Annotated in this window: 16 protein-coding genes; 6 read left to right on the top strand and 10 right to left on the bottom strand. The window is 70.1% G+C overall.

Features of this window, described 5'->3' with window-relative positions; translation table 11 throughout:
- Positions 1 to 88 precede the first annotated feature (88 nt).
- The 4 genes from D3869_RS09190 to htpX all read right to left on the bottom strand — a co-directional run bounded on the left by D3869_RS09190 (position 89) and on the right by htpX (position 4,355).
- Positions 89 to 1,405, bottom strand: a complete 1,317-nt coding sequence (locus tag D3869_RS09190) for an RsmB/NOP family class I SAM-dependent RNA methyltransferase (RefSeq protein WP_137139793.1) — start codon at positions 1,403 to 1,405, stop codon at positions 89 to 91.
- 74 nt (positions 1,406 to 1,479) lie between these two features.
- Positions 1,480 to 2,214: a hypothetical protein gene (locus tag D3869_RS09185; protein ID WP_137139792.1), complete on the bottom strand. Its 735-nt coding sequence runs from the start codon at positions 2,212 to 2,214 to the stop codon at positions 1,480 to 1,482.
- 8 nt (positions 2,215 to 2,222) lie between these two features.
- Entirely contained in the window at positions 2,223 to 3,155 is a 933-nt protein-coding gene (locus tag D3869_RS09180) for an exopolyphosphatase (protein WP_137139791.1), read from the bottom strand.
- A gap of 309 nt (positions 3,156 to 3,464) precedes the next feature.
- On the bottom strand, positions 3,465 to 4,355 hold the full coding sequence (htpX, locus tag D3869_RS09175) for a zinc metalloprotease HtpX (protein ID WP_137139790.1): 891 nt from the start codon (positions 4,353 to 4,355) through the stop codon (positions 3,465 to 3,467).
- Between the two features lie 180 nt (positions 4,356 to 4,535).
- Between htpX and D3869_RS09170 the strand changes: the two genes are divergently transcribed.
- From D3869_RS09170 to D3869_RS09160, 3 genes are all read left to right on the top strand, one after another.
- Positions 4,536 to 4,730 (top strand): DUF1674 domain-containing protein, encoded by a 195-nt coding sequence (locus D3869_RS09170; RefSeq protein WP_137139789.1) that lies wholly within the window; start codon positions 4,536 to 4,538, stop codon positions 4,728 to 4,730.
- Positions 4,731 to 4,892: 162 nt separating this feature from the next.
- A complete protein-coding gene (locus tag D3869_RS09165) occupies positions 4,893 to 5,378 on the top strand; it encodes a thermonuclease family protein (protein ID WP_137139788.1) in 486 nt (161 codons plus the stop codon).
- Between the two features lie 79 nt (positions 5,379 to 5,457).
- The gene (locus D3869_RS09160) at positions 5,458 to 5,814 is read left to right on the top strand and encodes a hypothetical protein (protein WP_137139787.1); all 357 of its coding nucleotides are present in this window, start codon (positions 5,458 to 5,460) and stop codon (positions 5,812 to 5,814) included.
- Positions 5,815 to 5,897: 83 nt separating this feature from the next.
- Here D3869_RS09160 and acs read toward each other — a convergent pair whose 3' ends face one another.
- Positions 5,898 to 7,838, bottom strand: a complete 1,941-nt coding sequence (gene acs, locus D3869_RS09155; protein ID WP_137139786.1) for an acetate--CoA ligase — start codon at positions 7,836 to 7,838, stop codon at positions 5,898 to 5,900.
- A gap of 311 nt (positions 7,839 to 8,149) precedes the next feature.
- Here acs and D3869_RS09150 point away from each other — a divergent pair, with 311 nt between their 5' ends.
- Positions 8,150 to 8,500, top strand: coding sequence for a hypothetical protein (locus D3869_RS09150; protein WP_137139785.1), 351 nt, complete (start codon positions 8,150 to 8,152; stop codon positions 8,498 to 8,500).
- Between the two features lie 45 nt (positions 8,501 to 8,545).
- Here the strand turns inward: D3869_RS09150 and D3869_RS09145 are convergent, their stop codons facing one another.
- From D3869_RS09145 to tsaD, 5 genes are all read right to left on the bottom strand, one after another.
- Positions 8,546 to 8,959: an EVE domain-containing protein gene (locus D3869_RS09145; protein ID WP_137139784.1), complete on the bottom strand. Its 414-nt coding sequence runs from the start codon at positions 8,957 to 8,959 to the stop codon at positions 8,546 to 8,548.
- Positions 8,960 to 8,975: 16 nt separating this feature from the next.
- Complete coding sequence (locus tag D3869_RS09140) at positions 8,976 to 9,260, bottom strand: YciI family protein (RefSeq protein WP_094305214.1); 285 nt, start codon at positions 9,258 to 9,260, stop codon at positions 8,976 to 8,978.
- Positions 9,261 to 9,639: 379 nt separating this feature from the next.
- Positions 9,640 to 10,650 (bottom strand): NAD(P)H-dependent glycerol-3-phosphate dehydrogenase, encoded by a 1,011-nt coding sequence (locus D3869_RS09135; RefSeq protein WP_137139783.1) that lies wholly within the window; start codon positions 10,648 to 10,650, stop codon positions 9,640 to 9,642.
- Between the two features lie 83 nt (positions 10,651 to 10,733).
- Entirely contained in the window at positions 10,734 to 11,201 is a 468-nt protein-coding gene (locus D3869_RS09130) for a GNAT family N-acetyltransferase (RefSeq protein ID WP_137139782.1), read from the bottom strand.
- A gap of 13 nt (positions 11,202 to 11,214) precedes the next feature.
- Positions 11,215 to 12,288: a tRNA (adenosine(37)-N6)-threonylcarbamoyltransferase complex transferase subunit TsaD gene (tsaD, locus tag D3869_RS09125; protein ID WP_137139781.1), complete on the bottom strand. Its 1,074-nt coding sequence runs from the start codon at positions 12,286 to 12,288 to the stop codon at positions 11,215 to 11,217.
- A 76-nt stretch (positions 12,289 to 12,364) separates the two neighbouring features.
- Between tsaD and D3869_RS09120 the strand changes: the two genes are divergently transcribed.
- Together D3869_RS09120 and hemC are read left to right on the top strand one after the other, a co-directional pair.
- Positions 12,365 to 13,201, top strand: a complete 837-nt coding sequence (locus D3869_RS09120; protein WP_137139780.1) for a class I SAM-dependent methyltransferase — start codon at positions 12,365 to 12,367, stop codon at positions 13,199 to 13,201.
- A gap of 101 nt (positions 13,202 to 13,302) precedes the next feature.
- Entirely contained in the window at positions 13,303 to 14,229 is a 927-nt protein-coding gene (gene hemC, locus D3869_RS09115) for a hydroxymethylbilane synthase (RefSeq protein ID WP_137139779.1), read from the top strand.
- Positions 14,230 to 14,236 lie beyond the last annotated feature (7 nt).

Here is a 14,236-nt window from a genome sequence, read left to right as displayed (position 1 = left end):
GCGCTTCGCTGAAGGCATTCGGGCGATCGGGGGGATGCATCCTGTTGTCGTATCAAATTCGCCTCGACCCCCGCAAGCCGGTGGTGCCCTAATCGTGCAGCCGTCGCAGCCGTGCCACGAAGAACCCGTCGATCCCGCCGAGGTCCCCGAGCATGCCCGGCAGGGATCGTACCTCACCACGCTCGTTGATCAACTCGGCCAAATTGCCATCCCCCGCATGCCCGCCGCCCATATCTCCCGGCGTGATCGGCAGCCGCTCGACCCGCTTGTCGCGGGCCAGGATGCGGTCGATCTGCGCCTCGCCCTCCTCCGGCTGGATGGAGCAGGTGCAGTAGATCAGCGTCCCGCCCGGCTTCACCAGATCGACGGCGTGGGCCAGCAGGCGGCTCTGCGCCTTGGCCAGCTTGGTGATGTCCTCCGGCGTCTTGACGCGCAGGATGTCGGGGTGGCGGCGGATCGCCCCGGTGGCCGAGCAGGGGGCGTCGAGCAGCACTGCGTCGGCCGGCTGGTCGGGGGTCCAGGTGGCGGCGTCGGTCGCCAGCACCTCCGCCGACAGGTTGAGGCGGGCCAGATTCTCCCGCACCCGCTCCAGACGCTTGGCGGAACGGTCGACCGCCGTCACCTGCGCGCCCTGCGCGACGAGCTGCGCGGTCTTGCCGCCGGGCGCCGCGCACAGGTCGTAGACGCGCTTGCCCGCCAGATCGCCGAACAGCTTGGCCGGCAGCGAGGCGGCGAGGTCCTGCACCCACCAGGCGCCCTCGGCGAAGCCCGGCAGCTCCGTCAGGTTGCCGCCGGCGGCGCGGCGCAGCGTGCCGGTGGGCAGCAGCTTGGCCTCCAGCCGCTCCGCCCAGGCCGCGGGATCGGCCTTGACGGTGATGTCCAGCGGCGCCTCGTGCAGGTGCGCCTCGACGATGCCGCGGGTGCGGCCGATGCCGTAGGCCTGCCGCCAGGCCAGCCACAGCCAGTCCGGCGTGTTCAGGCGCCCGGCGTCCTGCTGGGCGGCCAGTTCCGCCCCCTCGCGGCCGATGCGGCGCAGGACGGCGTTGATCAGGCCCTTGTAGGGTTCGGCCCCCTTGGCCGCGGCCAGCTCCACCGCCGTGTCGACGGCGGCGTGGGCGGGCGTGCCGAGGAAGACGAGCTGGGCGGCGCCCAGCCGCAGGATGTCGTGCACGGTGGCCTTGGGCAGGCCCGGCTTGGCGAGGCTGCCCTGGATCAGCGCGTCGATCTGGCCGAGCCGGCGCAGCACGGTGGCGGTCAGCAGCCGCACGAAGCCGCGGTCGCGCGGGTCGAGCCCGCGCAACTCCGGATGCGCGTCGAACGCGTCGTCGAAGGGGATGGACTTGCGCAGCACATCGCGCAGCAGGTCGAGCGCGGCGGAGCGCGCGGCAAGGGAGGCGTCGGACATGCCGCTGGATGTAGCGCGCCGGGCCGCGGGTGTCGAGTAGCCGCAGCGCGGGGCCGAACGGATTCCCTCCCCTCTCAGCGGGCCAGCACGCCCCGCCGTCCGCCCTCGTGGTCGGGGTAGGGGCCGACATCCTCGACGAAGAAGCAGGCGACGCCGCGCAATTCGGCCCGGCGCAGGATGAAGCGGTTGCCGTTGCCGGCCTTCATCGCCCACAGCGCCGTCCCCTCCAGCGCGCTCAACTCCAGCTCCGGCGGCACCGGGTCCTCGCCCAGCCGCTTGAGGAAACGGTCGGCGCGCACACGGTCGTCCGGCGGCAGGCTGCGCGCGGCGCGGGCGTCGTAGCGGTCGCTCTTGACGTAGCGGGTCCCCGTCCCCTGGATGGGGCTGGACGGCCCGCCGGGGTCGGCGGCGGCGCGCTCCAGCATCAGCGCCCAGCGGGCGTCCCGCGCCATCGCCAGGGCGCTGCGGTGGATGGCACGGCACCGCTCGGCCAGCTCGTGGAAGCGGGGCATCAGGTCGCGCTTGCGGAAGGCGACCTCCATCATGACGCGCTCCACCGCCCCGTCCGCCGCGGTGCGGGAAGCCGGGATGCCGCGCGTCTCCAGCGCCAGCAGGGCGTCAATGCGCCGGTCGCGCTCCGCCGCCGCGATGCCCTGGGTCAGCGTTTGCGCGAGCTGCTCCAGCGCCGCCTCGGCGCGGCGTTCGGCTTCGGCGATCCGGAGGAGCACGTCATCCCGGCTGGTGGCGGCGGAAACGGTCAGCCACCCCGCGTCGAACAGCGGAGTCTTGTCGAGGAACAGGTCCGGCACGATTCCCGTCAGCCGTCGGCGCGCATGCGCCCGACGATCTCCTCCAGCACCGCTTCGGCCTTGTCGTTGTCCACCTGGCAGGTGCCCGCCGCCTCGTGCCCGCCGCCGCCGTATTCCAGCATGAGCGGGCCGATGTTGGTCTTGGAGCTGCGGTTGATGATCGACTTGCCGCAGGCCAGCACCGTGTTCTGCTGCTTCAGCCCCCACAGGACGTGGATCGACACGTTCGATTCCGGGTACATCGCGTAGATCATGAAGCGGTTGCCGGCGTAGATGGTCTCCTCCCGCCGCAGGTCGATGACCACGACGTTGCCGCGGATCGTGCTGCAGCGGGCGAGCTGGTCGGAGAACTTCGCCTCATGCTCGGTGTAGAGGTCCACCCGCTCCTTCACGTCGGGCAGGGCGAGGATCTCGTCGATGCCGTGATTCCGGCAGCAGTCGATCAGCTCCATCATGAGCTGGTAGTTGGAGATCCGGAAGTCACGGAAGCGGCCGAGGCCGGTGCGCGCGTCCATGATGAAATTCAGCAGGGTCCAGCCCTGCGGCTTCAGGATGTCCTCGATGCCGTACTGGGCGGAGTCGGCCTGATCGACCGCGGCCATCATCGCGTCGGAGATGGTCGGGAAGCGCTCCTTGCCGCCGTAGTAGTTGTAGACGACGCGGGCGGCGGAGGGGGCGTCGGCCTCGATGATGTGGTTGTCGCGCTTGCCGACGCGGATCGTCTCCGACAGGTGATGGTCGAAGGCGAGATGGACGCCGGGCACATAGGGCAGGTTGGTGGTGATGTCGCGGTCGGAGATCTCGACCTTGCCGTCCTGCATGTCCTTGGGATGCACGAACTTGATCTCGTCGAGGATGCCCAGCTCCTTCAGGAGCACGGCGCAGACCAGCCCATCGAAGTCGGACCGGGTGACGAGGCGGTATTTCGTGACGTCGGACATGCGGTGTTCCCCCTGAGCGCCCCACAATCGGCAAGCGGTGGGAAGGTAGACGTACGTCTTTCGGCGTGCAACCGCGAACCGTCCGGGCCGGAAAAGCCCGCCTGAACGCAGCGCCCAGAAAACGCGGACAAAAATCGACACGGATTTCACGGATCAAAACTGGATTTCACGGAGCTGTTCGGCCCAGTGCGGCTGGAATGAGGCACGGATTGGGGATTCCGTGGAATCCGTGCCCAAATCCGTGAAATCCGTGTCGATCTTGTCCACCGTCCTCGCGGCGCATCGGGTCGCGCGATGGTCCTGACCGGCTCACCCCCAGGGGCTGCGCGGCATGAAGGAAGGGCCGGCCATGCCGCGCAGGCGGCGGACCCGTTCCTCCATGTTCGGGTGGGTGGAGAACAGGCTGTCGAGGCTGCGCCCGTGCAGCGGGTTGGCGATGAACAGATGCGCCGTGGCCGGGTTGGATTCCGCCGCGTAGTTGGGGATCTGGTGGGCGTAGTTGTGGATGCGGGTCAGCGCGTCGGCCAGCCACAGCGGGCGCCCGCAGATCTCGGCGCCGATGCGGTCGGCCTCGTACTCGCGGGTGCGGCTGATCGCCATCTGGACGATCATCGCGGCGAAGGGGGCCAGGACGGCGATCAGGATGCCGCCGATCAGCCCCAGCGGGTTGCCGCCCTGCCCGTTCTGGCTGTTGCCCTGCGACGCGCCGAAGAACATGCCGAAGTTGGCGAGCATGGAGATGGCGCCGGCGATGGTCGCGGTGATCGTCATGATCAGCGTGTCGCGGTTCTTCACATGGGCCAGCTCGTGCGCCATGACGCCGGCGATCTCCTCCGGGCTCAGCAGGCGCAGCAGGCCGGTGGTGGCGGCAACCGCGGCGTTCTCCGGGTTGCGCCCGGTGGCGAAGGCGTTGGGCTGGTCGTTCTCCATGATGTAGACGCGCGGCATCGGCAGGCCGGCGCGCTCGGCGAGCTGCTGGACGATGCCGTAATATTCGGGGGCGGTGTAGGCGTCGACCTCCCGCGCGCCGTACATGGACAACACCATGTCGCCGGAGTTCCAGTAGCTGAACAGGTTCATGCCCAGCGCCATGACGAAGGCGATCATCATGCCGCCCTTGCCGCCGATCAGATAGCCGATGCCCATGAACAGGGCGGTCAGGCCGGCGAGGAGGATGGTGGTCTTCACATAGCTGGTCATGGCGGTGTTCTCTTAGCGATGTTCCGGGCGATGTTCCGGGCGATCTTCTGGACGGTTTCACTGTTGGTTGGACAGGATGGCCCCGGCGGGGCTTTCCGCCGGGCCTGTCTGGTGATATGGGCTTGGCGGAAGGCATCGTTCAAGATGGCCAAGCACCGCACCCGACCCCAGAGGACGGCCATGACCGAGACGAAGACCACCGGCCCGGCACCGCAGGACACCCCGAAGCCCGAGGCCGAAACGACTGCCGAAACGACCGCCAAAACCGGCGCCAAGGGACCCGAGCAGATGCCCGGCGAAATCGGCGGTCCCCAGGGACCGGAGCCGACCCGCTTCGGCGATTGGGAGTTCAAGGGCCGCTGCTCGGACTTCTAAGCCGACGCTCATAGGATCGATTGCCTCTGCACTCCTGTTCAAGAATTGAATACATACGCATTCAGGACACAATACCTAGGTTGTGCTTGATGCGTTCTGGTTCGCGCGCTACTCTGTGACCGGTTCGCCCTTTCGCGAACCGGTGCCCGGAGAGGTCGCGCCATGGGATCGCCCAAGTTCATCACCCCATGCCCGCTCCGCTCCGCCGGGCTGTGGCTGGCGCTTCTCTCAACCCTGCTGTCCGGCACCCTTCAGGCCGCTCCGCCCGCCCTGCCCGGCCCGATTCCGGCGGAGGTGCTGGAGGTTCTGGACGGCGACACGCTGCTGGTGCGCGCCACCATCTGGCTGGGTCAGGTGGTGGAAACCCATGTCCGGGTGGACGGGCTGGACGCGCCGGAGATGCGCGCCCGCTGCCCCCATGAGCGGGAGCTGGCGGAGACCGCCCGCGACCACGCGCGCCGCCTGATCGGCGCGGCCCCGGTGCGGCTGCTCGACGTCCAGCCAGACAAGTACGGTGGGCGGGTGCGCGCCCGCGTGCTGACCGGCGGAGGCACCGACCTGTCGGCCGCGCTGATCGAGGCGGGGCTCGCCCGCCCCTATCACGGCGAACGGCGCCAGCCCTGGTGCGACGGGACGGGCATGGGCTAACCCGTTCCACCAACGGGTGAATCGGGAACCCGCCGTCTCGCTCCGCTGTTGCCCCTCCCACCAAGGAGGAGAGCGAACCATGACGACCCAGGCCTCGTCTTACGTCCCCGGCGCCATCGCCTTGCTGGCCGCCAGCCTCGCCCTGTCCGGAGCCGCCGTGGCGCAGGACGCCAAGACGATGGAGGGTGGCCTCGGCGCCGCCCCGCCGTCCCAGGGCGAAGCCTGGATGGAATCGACCGGCGCCCAGGACCCGACTTTGGGCGAGCGCCGCACCGAGAAGCAGAAGAACGCGGCGGAGACCCGCGCGCAGGGCCGCATCGGCGCCGTCCCCAACGCGGCGAGCGGCGAGTCCGGCCTGAAGCCCGGCACCGCCGAGTCCGTGAAGAATCAGTCCGGCGGTGGCGCCTCCGGCGGATCGGACACCCCTCCCAAATAACGGCACCAAGCAACAGCCCACAAAACGAAACCGGGGGCCACGAAGGCCCCCGGTCCGTAGACAAAACCCGATGAACGCCGCGGTCAGGCGTTGTTCATGCGGTTCTCGATCAGGTCGGTCACGACGGTCGGATCGGCCAGCGTCGAGGTGTCGCCCAGGCTGTCGTGCTCGTTCGCGGCGATCTTGCGCAGGATGCGGCGCATGATCTTGCCCGAACGGGTCTTCGGCAGGCCCGGCGACCACTGGATCAGGTCCGGCGAGGCGATCGGGCCGATCTCCTTGCGGACCCAGGCCACCAGCTCCTTGCGCAGCTCCTCCGACGGGGTCTCCCCGGCGTTGAGCGTGACGTAGGCATAGATGCCCTGACCCTTGAGGTCGTGCGGGTAGCCGACGACGGCGGCCTCGGCGACCTTCGGGTGGGCGACCAGCGCGCTTTCCACTTCCGCCGTGCCCATGCGGTGGCCGGACACGTTGATCACGTCGTCCACGCGGCCGGTGATCCAGTAATAGCCGTCCGCGTCGCGGCGGCAGCCGTCACCGGTGAAATAGTAGCCCGCGAAGGTCGAGAAGTAGGTCTGGACGAAGCGCTCGTGGTCGCCGAACACCGTGCGCATCTGGCCCGGCCAGCTGTCGGCGATGCAGAGGTTGCCTTCGGTCTCGCCTTCCAGCTCCTTGCCGTCGTTGTCCACGACGACCGGCTTGACGCCGAAGAAGGGCTTGGTCGCCGAACCCGGCTTCTGGCCGATGGCGCCCGGCAGCGGGGTGATCAGGATGCCGCCGGTCTCGGTCTGCCACCAGGTGTCGACGATCGGGCAACGGCCCTCGCCGACCACGTTGTAGTACCACAGCCAGGCTTCCGGGTTGATCGGCTCGCCCACCGAACCCAGGATGCGCAAGCTGGAGCGGGAGGTCTTCTTCACCGGAGCCTCCCCCTCGCGCATCAGCGAGCGGATGGCGGTCGGGGCGGTGTAGAAGATGTTGACCTTGTGCTTGTCCACCACCTGCCAGAAGCGGGAGATGTCCGGATAGGTCGGCACGCCTTCGAACATCAGCGTGGTGGCGCCGTTGGCCAGCGGACCGTAGACGATGTAGCTGTGGCCGGTGACCCAGCCCACGTCCGCCGTGCACCAGTAGACCTCGCCGTCCTTGTAGTCGAAGACGTACTGGTGGGTCATCGACGCGTAGACGAGATAGCCGCCGGTGGTGTGCAGCACGCCCTTCGGCTTGCCGGTCGAGCCCGAGGTGTAGAGGATGAACAGCGGGTCTTCCGCGCTCATCTCCTCCGGCGGGCAGTCGGCGGAGACCGACGCGATCTCCTCGTGGTACCAGAGGTCGCGGCCCTCGGTCCAGGCGACGTCGCCGCCGGTGTGCTTGACGACCAGCACATGCTTGACGCTCGGCGCCGCGGCGACGGCCTTGTCGGCGTTCGCCTTCAGCGGAACCTTGCGGCCGCCGCGCAGCCCCTCGTCGGAGGTGATGACGAAGTGGCTGTCGCAGTCGACGATGCGGTCCTTCAGGCTGTCCGGCGAGAAGCCGCCGAACACGATGGAGTGGATGGCACCGACGCGCGCGCAGGCCAGCATGGCGTAGGCGGCCTCGGGGATCATCGGCAGGTAGATGGTGACGCGGTCGCCCTTCTTGACGCCGTTCTTCTTCAGGACGTTGGCGAGGCGGCAGACCTGCTCGTGCAGTTCCTTGTAGGTGATGTGCTTGGAAACGCCCGGATCGTCGCCTTCGAAGATGATGGCGGTCTGGTCGCCGCGCGTCGCGAGGTGGCGGTCGACGCAGTTGGCGGAGACGTTCAGCGTGCCGTCGTAGAACCACTTGATGTGGACATCGCCGGTGTAGCTGACGTCCTTCACCTTGCTGTAGGGCTTGATCCAGTCGATGCGCTTGCCCTGCTCGCCCCAGAAGGCCTCCGGATCGTTGATCGATTGCTCGTACAGGCGGGCGTAGGCGGCTTCGTCCACGTAAGCGGTCTTGGCGATTTCCGGCTTAACAGGAAAAAACGAATTGTCGGACATTGGCTCGCGATTCCCCCGTAGTGCTTCTGGTTACGCCCTGAAGGGCTGTTGGGGAGCGGCTTCCCACCGCTCCTGTTGCGGGACATTATCCACACAAGTTCCCGTCACCACAAGCAGAACGGCTGATTGTCCGTCCCCTCCATCGGGGTTTTCGGCTCCACTTTGTTGCAGCGCACCGCCCATTCTTTTGACTTCACCGGCATCCGCCGCGGCACGACCGCGCGACTATTTGTCGCGCATAATACGAAAGCATGATGACGCCCTTCGGGGGGCCGCTTAACCCGGTCTTAACCGGCGCATCGTTAGCGTGCATGGCGTTCACCCAACAGCAGGGCACCGGCATGGCCAGCACGACCAACGCGGACGGCACCACCGGAAACGGCACCACTGGAAACGGCACGCCCGTCGGCGGCGCCGGACAGGGCATCGAACTGGCCGGGCGCCTGTCGGAGATGGGCAGCCGCACCAGCCTGATGGTGATCGACGCCGCCCTGCGCACGGCCTCGCTGGCCGAGTTGGACGCGTCCGGCTCCGCCGCCCTGGCGCCGTTCGGGGAGGACGCGGGATTCGCCGGAGCCGCGGCGGAGATGCAGGCGCTGGCCCGCCGGATGCTTCAGGCCACGCAGGATTTCCAGGCGGCCATCTGCGAACCGGCGGACTGATCCGCCGCCGCAGACGGCCGCGCTCTCAACACGTCCGAAGAACCGTCACGCCTCGATCCCGGCCAGCGCGCAGACATGCGCCCATTCGGCGTCCGACACCGGACAGACCGACAGGCGCGACTGCTTGACCAGGGCCATGCCCTGGAGCAGCGGATCGGCCTTCATCGTCTTCAGCGTGACCGGCGTCTTCACGGGCAGCAGCGCCCGCACGTCGACCATGCCGAAGCGCCCCGCCTCGTCGCTCGGGTCCGGGTAGTACTCCCGCGCGATCTCGACGACGCCGACCACCTCCAGCCCCTCGTTCGAGTGGTAGAAGAAGGCGCGGTCGCCGATCTTCATGGCCTTCAGGTTGTTCGACGCCTGATGGTTGCGCACGCCGTCCCAATGGGTGGTGCCGTCGGCGACCATGCGGTCCCACGAATATTTGAAGGGCTCCGACTTCAGAAGCCAGCGGGCCATCGCCGTCCGCCCCCGCTCAGGACTTCGGGTAGACCCGGCGCCACGCGCGGATCTCCACGTTCTCGAACAGCCCGGCCTGGGCGTAGGGGTCGTTGGCGGCGAACGCCTTGGCGTCGGCCTCGTCGGCGCACTCCACGATCAGCAGGCTGCCGGCCATGCCCTGGCCATCGTCGGACAGCAGCGGGCCGGCGGCGAACAGGCGGTCGGCGTGCGCCTCCAGATAGGCCAGATGGGCGGGGCGGTTGTCGGCCCGCACCTGGGCGGCGCCGGCCTTGTCGGTGCAATGGAACATGTACAGCATGGGGAACCCCTTCCGTTCGGTCGGGCGGGAGCCTAGCGCAGCCGCGACCGCTGCGGAAGGTGCCGCGACGCGCGGCCTTCCGCAGACGCAGGGTGCCTCAGCGGTGCAGCCAGAGGAACGGCGCGCGCAGCGGCGGCGGACGCCCGGGACGCGCGGGACCGCCGTCGCGGCGGTGTCGTTCAGGCGCCGCGCTGTTTTCGCCCGTCCCCGCTCCGTCGGGCGGCGATCGTCCGCCCGGCAGCCAGCAGTGCGGCGGCGCGGAGCGCCAGCAGGGCGAGCGGGTGCGGCGGGGCGAGCATGGAACGGACTCCGATTGTGAGGGCGCAAAGCCTCGCACAACCCATCCGATCTTGCAATCATTCCGAAGACGGTCGCGCCCTCAGCGCCCCTCCTCGCGGAAGGGCCGCGACAGCAGCCCGTCGATCGTCGCGTCCAGCCCGGCGCCGCGGTTCAGGATGGCGTCCACGGCGGCGCACAACGGCATGTCAACGCCCCTCTTCCCGGCCAGCCCGACCACCGCGGCGGCGGTGTAGACGCCCTCGGCGACGGAGCGGCGCTCCGCCAGCACCTCGGCCAGCGTCCGGCCGGCGCCCAGGGCGGCGCCCAGCGACATGTTGCGCGATTGCAGGCTGGAGCAGGTCAGCGTCAGGTCGCCCAGCCCCGACAGCCCCATCAGCGTTTCCGGCCGGCCGCCGAGCGCCAGGGCCAGCCGGGTGATCTCGGCCAGCCCGCGGGTGATCAGCGCCGCCCGCGCGTTGTCGCCCAGCTTGCGGCCCTCCACCACGCCGCAGGCGATGGCCAGCACGTTCTTCACCGCCCCGCCGATCTGCGACCCCACCACGTCGTCGGACAAGTAGGGGCGGAAGGTGCGGCTGCCCAGCGCCTCGACCAGCCGGGCGCCCAGCGCGGCGTCGGCGCAGGCGAGCGTCACCGCGGTCGGCAGGCCGCGCGCCACCTCCGCCGCGAAGGTCGGGCCGGACAGCACGGCCAGCGGCGTCCCCGCCGGCAGCGCGGCGGCGGCCGCCTCGCTCATCAGGGCGTGGCTGTCCAGCTCGATCCCCTTGGCGCAGATGACCAGCGGGGTGCCCGGTTGCAGATGGGCGGCGAGGCCGGCGCAGGCGCTGCGCAGATGCTGGGCCGGCGTGACGAGCAGGATGGCGTCGCAGGCGGCGGCCTCGCCCAGATCGCCGGTCGCGCGCAGCGCGGCGGGCAAGGCCACCCCCGGCAGATAGTCGCGGTTCTCCCGCGCGGCGTTGACCGATTCGACCACCGCCGGCTCGCGCGCCCACAGCAGGGCCTCCCGCCCGGCGCGCAGGGCGGCCAAGGCCAGCGCCGTGCCCCAGGCCCCGCCGCCGATCACGCCGATGCGCCGGAAGTCCGTTGCCGCCATGGATGCCCCCCGATTTTAAGATGTATCCTGAAGGTTTTGCCCGCCTGTTTAGGCGGAGCGCTCTCCGTCCGCAACCCGGACGGTCACGCCTCCGGCGTCAGCAGAAGCTTCATCCCGACATGGCTCGCCCGGAAGCCCAGCCGCTCGTAGAAACGGTGGGCGTCGGTGCGCCGGGTCTGGCTGGTCAGCTGCACCATCACGCAGCCTTCGGCGCGGGCCAGCGCGATGGCGTGCCGCATCATGGCGCTGCCGATTCCCTGGCCGCGCAGCGCGCCGTCCACCTTCACCGCCTCCACCGTCGCCCGCGCCGCGCCACGGCGGGCCAGCCCGTGGGTGACGGTGAACTGGAAGCAGCCGACGATCCGCCCCTCCAACTCCGCCAGCACGATGGAATTGCCCGGCTGGGCCGCCATGCGGTCGAAGGCGTCCCAGTAGAGCGGGTCGAGCGGCTCGCTGTAGACGTCGCCGCCGGTGGACAGGGCGTCGTCGGCGGTCAGCCGGACGATCTCCGGCACGTCGTCGCGCCCGGCGGTGCGGAAGGTCAGGGTCACGACGGCATCATCCTCACGCCTTCACGCCGGAGCCGACCCCGGCCTTGCCGATGGCCGGCTTCGCGGTGGGATCGAGCGGCCAGCGCGGGCGCGGCGCGAAGTCCAGCGGGTCGGTCTGGCCCAGCCGCAAGCGCTCGATCCCCGCCCAGGCGATCATCGCCGCGTTGTCGGTGCACAGCCGCAGCGGCGGCGCCACAAAGGGCATGCCCTCGCGGTCGGCCAGCGTCTGCAGGCGGGCGCGCAGCGTCTTGTTGGCCGCCACGCCGCCGGCCACCACCAGGGCGCCGCCCTGCGGGTGCATCTCCTTGAACCGGCGCATGGCGCGGGCGCAGCGGTCGGCCATCACCTCGGCCACCGTGGTCTGGAAGGCGGCGGCCAGATCGGCCCGGTCTTCCGGCGACAGGGGCGTCCCCAGCTCCTCGACATGGCGCCGCACCGCGGTCTTCAGGCCGGAGAAGGAGAAGTCGCAGCCGGGGCGCCCGACCATCGGGCGCGGCAGGTCGAAGCGGCCCGGATTCGTCGCCAGCGCCGCCGCCTTCTCCAGAAGCGGCCCGCCGGGATAGCCGAGGCCGAGCAGCTTGGCCGTCTTGTCGAACGCCTCGCCCACCGCGTCGTCGATGGTGGTGCCGAGCCGCCGGTATTGCCCCACCCCCTCGACCACCAGGAGCTGGCAATGCCCGCCGGACACCAGCAGCAGCAGGTAGGGGAAGGGCACGTCGTCGGTCAGCCGGGCGGTCAGCGCGTGGCCTTCCAGATGGTTCACCGCGACGAAGGGCAGACCGCGCGCCGCGGCGATGGCCTTGGCGGTCATCACCCCGACGATCACCCCGCCGATCAGCCCCGGCCCGCCGGTCGCCGCCACGGCGTCGATGTCGGCGAAGCCCAGCTTGGACTCCGCCATGGCGCGGCGGATCAGCCCGTCCAGATGCTCCAGATGGGCGCGCGCGGCGATCTCCGGCACCACCCCGCCGTAGGGCGTGTGGTCGTCCAGCTGCGAGAGCACCACGTCGGCGCGGATCTCCCGCGCGTCGGTCACGATGGCCGCCGCCGTCTCGTCGCAGCTCGTTTCGATTCCAAGAACGATCATGATGGCCGTCAAACTAGCCGTCTCCACCGCTCTGGTATAGGGTCTTGGCCCGGATTCTTCAGGGTTTTCCCTTTCCATGAACAAGGACGTCCCCGACGACGACGCCAGCATCGTCTATTACGACGGCGATTACCCGTCGCTGGAGATCGGCGAGGCGCGGGCCGAGCACGCGGCGACGCTGGCCCGGCTCGGCATCCTCGGCGACGTGCCCTTCTACAAGGAGCGCGCGGCGGCGACCGGCGGCCCGGTTCTGGAGATCGGCTGCGGCACCGGCCGTCTGACCATCCCGCTGGCCCGCGCCGGGCACACGGTGTGGGCGGTGGACGTCTCCGCCGCCATGCTCGACCAGCTCCGCGCCAAGCTGGCGCGCGAGGCGCCGGAGGTGCGGGACCGCGTCCACATGGTGCGGCAGGACGCCGCGGCGCTCGACCTGCCGGTGCGGGATTTCCGGCTGGCGGTCATCCCCTTCAACGTGCTGATGCTCATTCCCGACCTGACGGCGGAGCGCCGCACGCTGGCCGCCGCCGCCGCCCATCTGGCGCCGGGCGGCGCGCTGGCGCTGGACGTGATGAACCCGCTGACCATGCCGATGGACGCCGAGACGAAGCCCAGCCCGTCGGAACCGCGGCGCAACCCGCACAGCGGCAACCGCTACATCCGCAACAGCCTGGCCACCCGCCTGGACGAGCGGCAGTGCCAGCGCATCCACGGCTGGTACGACGAGCTGCTGGCGGACGGCAAGATCGCGGTGACCGAGTACGGCTTCACCTGGCGGATGATCTTCCGCTACGAGCTGGAGCTGATGCTGGAAGCCGCCGGATTCGCCGTGGAGCGGCTGGCCGGCGATTTCGAGGACGCGCCCTGGACGGTGGACAGCCGCCGCATGGTGGTCACGGCGCGGCGCGCGCAATGAGATGCGCGCCGTGAGATGCGCGGCAAAGTCTTTCACCAAAGAGTAGCAGGCCCGTCACCAGGGCTTGCAAACCGCGGCGGATCGCCTAGAACACTGCCCCCATGACCCAACCGCTCCGCATCGGCACGCGCGGCAGCCCGCTGGCGCTGGCGCAGGCCCACGAGACCCGCGACCGGCTGATCGCGGCGCACCCGCATCTGGCCGCCCCCGGCGCCATCGAGATCGTCGTCTTCAAGACGACCGGCGACCGCATCCTGGACCGCACGCTGGCCGAGGCCGGCGGCAAGGGCCTGTTCACCAAGGAACTGGAGGACGCGCTGCTCGACGGCCGCGCCGACCTCGCCGTCCATTCGATGAAGGACGTGCCGACCTGGATGCCGGACGGGCTGGAGATCTCCACGCTCCTGCCGCGCGAGGACACGCGCGACGCCTTCTTCTCGCGCGGCGGCCACACGGTGGACACGCTGCCCGCCGGCTCCGTCGTCGGCACCGCCGGCCTGCGCCGTCAGGCCCAGATCCTGGAGCGGCGGCCCGACCTGACGGTCGTCCCCTTCCGAGGCAACGTGCAGAGCCGCCTCGCCAAGCTGGAGGCCGGGGAGGTCGACGCCACCCTGCTGGCGCTCGCCGGGCTGCGCCGGCTCGGCCTGACCGACCGCATCACCGCCGTGCTGGAGCATGAGGAGATGCTGCCCGCCGTCGCCCAGGGCGCCATCGGCATCGAAATCCGCAGCGCCGACGACGCCACCCGCGCCCTGCTCGCCCCGCTGAACTGCGCCGCCACCACGGCCCGCGTGACGGCGGAGCGCGCGCTCCTCGCCATGCTCGACGGCTCCTGCCGCACCCCCATCGCCGGACTGGCCACGCTGGACGGCGACCGGCTGCACCTGAAGGCCAAGGTGCTGTCCAACGACGGCCGGCAGGTCTTCCGGGCGGAGCGCAGCGGCAACGCAAGCGATGCCGCCGCCATCGGCGCCGACGCCGGGGCGGAGATCAAGGCGGTCCTGCCGCCCGACTTCTTCAAGAGCTGACGGCGGC

It is taken from the genome of Azospirillum brasilense, assembly GCF_005222205.1.
In the GTDB taxonomy this organism is placed as follows: domain Bacteria; phylum Pseudomonadota; class Alphaproteobacteria; order Azospirillales; family Azospirillaceae; genus Azospirillum; species Azospirillum brasilense_G.
The sequence above is the reverse complement of the archived record's forward strand: the minus strand, read 5'-3'. Positions and strand labels throughout refer to the sequence as shown.